Raw genomic sequence first — 3062 nt, 5'->3', positions numbered from 1 at the left:
CCTCATGGTGAGGAGACGCGGAGCGCCGTCTCGAACCATGAGGCCCCGGCGGGGGCCTCGCCCTTCGAGACGCCCGCCTTCGGCGGGCTTCTCAGGGTGAGGGTCTGGAGTCCGTACGAGGTGACCGGAGCAGCGAGCGAGACAGGAGCAGAATCGAAGTGAAAGATCCTCTTCTCGCGAGTCACGGTCCGCCTCGATCGCGCCCGTGATCTGTCACAGCCGAGGCGGTCATTGATCCAGATCAAACGGCTTGGAAAAAGCTCTGGAGCCCCGATCAAATCCTTGATGTTCCTCGATTTGATCCAGATCAAACGGCCGCAGGCCGACCGCAGCATGGCCCAGGGACGTCCATATTGGCCGTCAAAAAGCGCCACATCTCGCCGTCAGATTCTGCAACACAGCATGCGCTGATGCCGCGAACTAACAGGCGTGACGGACTGATATGTCCCGCCTGTCAGCGTCACACCAGCGTGCCCGTACAGAGAAACCAGCGTCCTGGAAAGCAATGCGAAACAACAGCGCTCGACATCAGGCTCACCACGATTACGCTTCGCAGCAACGACAATCCCGACCGCTCACGCATGTGGCGATCAACGTCGCCCCTGCCCGCTACCAGCCGGCCGCACAGCCGGGCAGCCGCAGCACGGGACGCGCGGAGCGGCGGTTCTGGCTGACGATGCAGACGGTGATGCTGATCGTCGGCGTTCTCCTGGTGAACCTCTTGCTGTTCTTCCCGCCGCTCGGCATCGCCTTGATGTGGAACCTGCTGATTCCGATCGCGCCGGCGCTGGTGACGATCTCGCCGGGCCTGTGGCGCAACATCTGCCCGATGGCGACCTTTCATCTCCTGCCCAACAAGATGGGCATCTCGCAGAACATCCGCATGCCCGAATGGGGCGCGGCGACGCTCGCGGTGATCGGCGTGACCTTGCTGTTCATCGTCGTGCCGATGCGGCGCATCGGACTCAATGTCGACGGACCGCTGACCGCGCTGATGCTGCTGTCGGCCGCGTTCATGGCGTTCGCGATGGGCGCGGTGTTCGAGATGCGCTCGGGCTGGTGCACCTCGCTGTGCCCGATCCACCCGGTCGAGCGGCTCTACGGCACCAACCCGGCGCTGACCTTCAAGAACGCCCGCTGCAACATCTGCGAGGCCTGCAGCAATCCCTGTCCCGACTCGACGCCGGAGCTGACGCCGACCCAGGGCGTGCCCACGAAGGTGCAGCAGTTCCTCGGCAACTTCCTGATCGGCAGTTTTCCCGGCTTCGTCTGGGGCTGGTTTCAGGTGCCGGACTATCCGCCCGAGCAGGTCGGGCAGGCCGAGATCATCACCGCCTATGCCTGGCCGTTCATCGCCGCCATCATCAGCTATGCCGTCTTCAAGGTCGGCGAGCATGTGCTGCGCTACAAGCCGGCCCAACGCACCAAGATGCATCGCATCTTCGCGGCAGCCGCGATCAGCACCTACTACTGGTACCGCCTGCCCGGCCCGGCGTCCTTGCTGCCGGACTGGTTTCCGCTGGTCTCGCACTGCGTCACGACGCCATTCTTCTTCTGGTTCCTGGTGCTGCGCAATCCGAAGGTGAGCTGGCTGAAGCGGCCGGTGATGGCGTCGAACTACTGGTCGAGCCGGTTCGAGAGCACGGCCAACAAGAACCTGATCCGCGTCTCGCCCGGCAAGGCGTGATCCCGCGGCACGAGCCTTCCCACAGTCAAAAGCGTATTCGATCGAGGAGCAGATCATGTCGAACTTCAGGACCGTCACCGTCAAGGGCCGCCAGTTCCGCGTCCGCGCGGGCGACGTGCTGCTCGATGGCGCGCTTGCCAATGGCGTCGAGATTCCGTTCGATTGCCGCGCCGGCACCTGCGGCACCTGCATGGTTCACGTCGCCAAGGGCCAGACGGTGTGCGGCGAGACGCATACGCAGGGCATGATCTATGCGTGCCAGGCGCGCGTCGTGTCCGACCTCGACGTCGAGGTGGAGGACGTGCCGGAGATCGACATCAGCAAGGCGCGCCTGGTGGGCTTGCGCGAAGTCGCGCCCGAGATCATGGAGCTGATGATAGCGCCCGAGAAGAGCATCAGCTATCTGCCGGGGCAGTACTTCAAGTTCACCTTCGCCGGTTATCCGGCGCGCGCCTACAGCCCGACCGCCTCGTTCGACGGCCGCATCGGCGGCCGCGTCATCCATCTCAACATCAAGAAGGTGCGCGGCGGCCGCGTCACGCAGGCGCTCGGCAGCGGCATCCGCCCCGGCCACCGGCTGCGCATCCAGGGGCCGTATGGCCATGCCTTCCTGCGTCCGGGCGGCACCGGCCGCCTCGTCCTCGCCGGCAGCGGCACCGGCTTTGCGCCGATCTGGGCGATCGCGGCGATGGCGCTGCGCGAGAACCGCAACCGGCCGATGGTGATCATCGCCGGCGCCAAGAAGCTGCCGCAGCTCTACATGACACCGATCCTGGCGCAACTGGCGCGGCTGCCGAACGTGACGGTGATCCCGACCGTCGAGGAAGGCCCGGTCAATCATCCCTCGATCCGCACTGGGCGCATCGAGCCGGCGATGCCGACCCTGACGGCCTCCGACGTGGTGTATGCCTGCGGCTCGCCGCGCATGGTCACCGCACTCGCCGGCATGGTCGAGAAGGCGGGCGCGACGTTCTACGCCGACCCGTTCGACTCGGCGCCACCGGAGGCGCCGTCCGGACTGATCGGCCGCATCAAGACCCTGGTCGCGCGACGGCCGGCCGAGCCGGAGCCGAGCCGCGACCACGGCAAGGGCCACGACGCGTCCCTCGATCCGTTCGCGCGCGCGCTGTCGCTGGTGCCGAAGGATCCGATCGAGGACGACATGGTCATGCCGCGCGCCGAGCCCCGCCGCAGCACCGCCGCCGAGCGCGACCACGCGCTGTCGCTGGTCCGCGAGCGCGCGCTAGGCGATGCCCAGTTGCAGGAGCGCCCGCGCCGGGCTGCGGGGCAGATGGCTTCGGGGCATGTGTGAGATTGGAAGCCAGCGAAATCCCTGTCCATGAAGACGCTGAGGTCGGCGGGTTCATGGACGATG

At 66.2% G+C, this 3062-nt stretch carries 3 protein-coding genes; all 3 read left to right on the top strand.

All coding sequences use genetic code 11. The annotated features are described in order from the left end of the window. Positions 1–231 precede the first annotated feature (231 nt). The 3 genes from BRAS3809_RS36595 to BRAS3809_RS14340 all read left to right on the top strand — a co-directional run bounded on the left by BRAS3809_RS36595 (position 232) and on the right by BRAS3809_RS14340 (position 2999). Positions 232–411, top strand: a complete 180-nt coding sequence (locus tag BRAS3809_RS36595; RefSeq protein WP_170323285.1) for a hypothetical protein — start codon at positions 232–234, stop codon at positions 409–411. 172 nt (positions 412–583) lie between these two features. Further along, positions 584–1687 (top strand): ferredoxin family protein, encoded by a 1104-nt coding sequence (locus BRAS3809_RS14345; protein ID WP_035656296.1) that lies wholly within the window; start codon positions 584–586, stop codon positions 1685–1687. Positions 1688–1742: 55 nt separating this feature from the next. After that, positions 1743–2999: a 2Fe-2S iron-sulfur cluster-binding protein gene (locus BRAS3809_RS14340; protein ID WP_008962824.1), complete on the top strand. Its 1257-nt coding sequence runs from the start codon at positions 1743–1745 to the stop codon at positions 2997–2999. The last annotated feature ends 63 nt before the right edge of the window (positions 3000–3062 follow it).

Origin of the sequence: Bradyrhizobium sp. STM 3809, assembly GCF_000239795.1 — a bacterium.
Classification (GTDB): domain Bacteria; phylum Pseudomonadota; class Alphaproteobacteria; order Rhizobiales; family Xanthobacteraceae; genus Bradyrhizobium.
The sequence above is the reverse complement of the archived record's forward strand: the minus strand, read 5'-3'. Positions and strand labels throughout refer to the sequence as shown.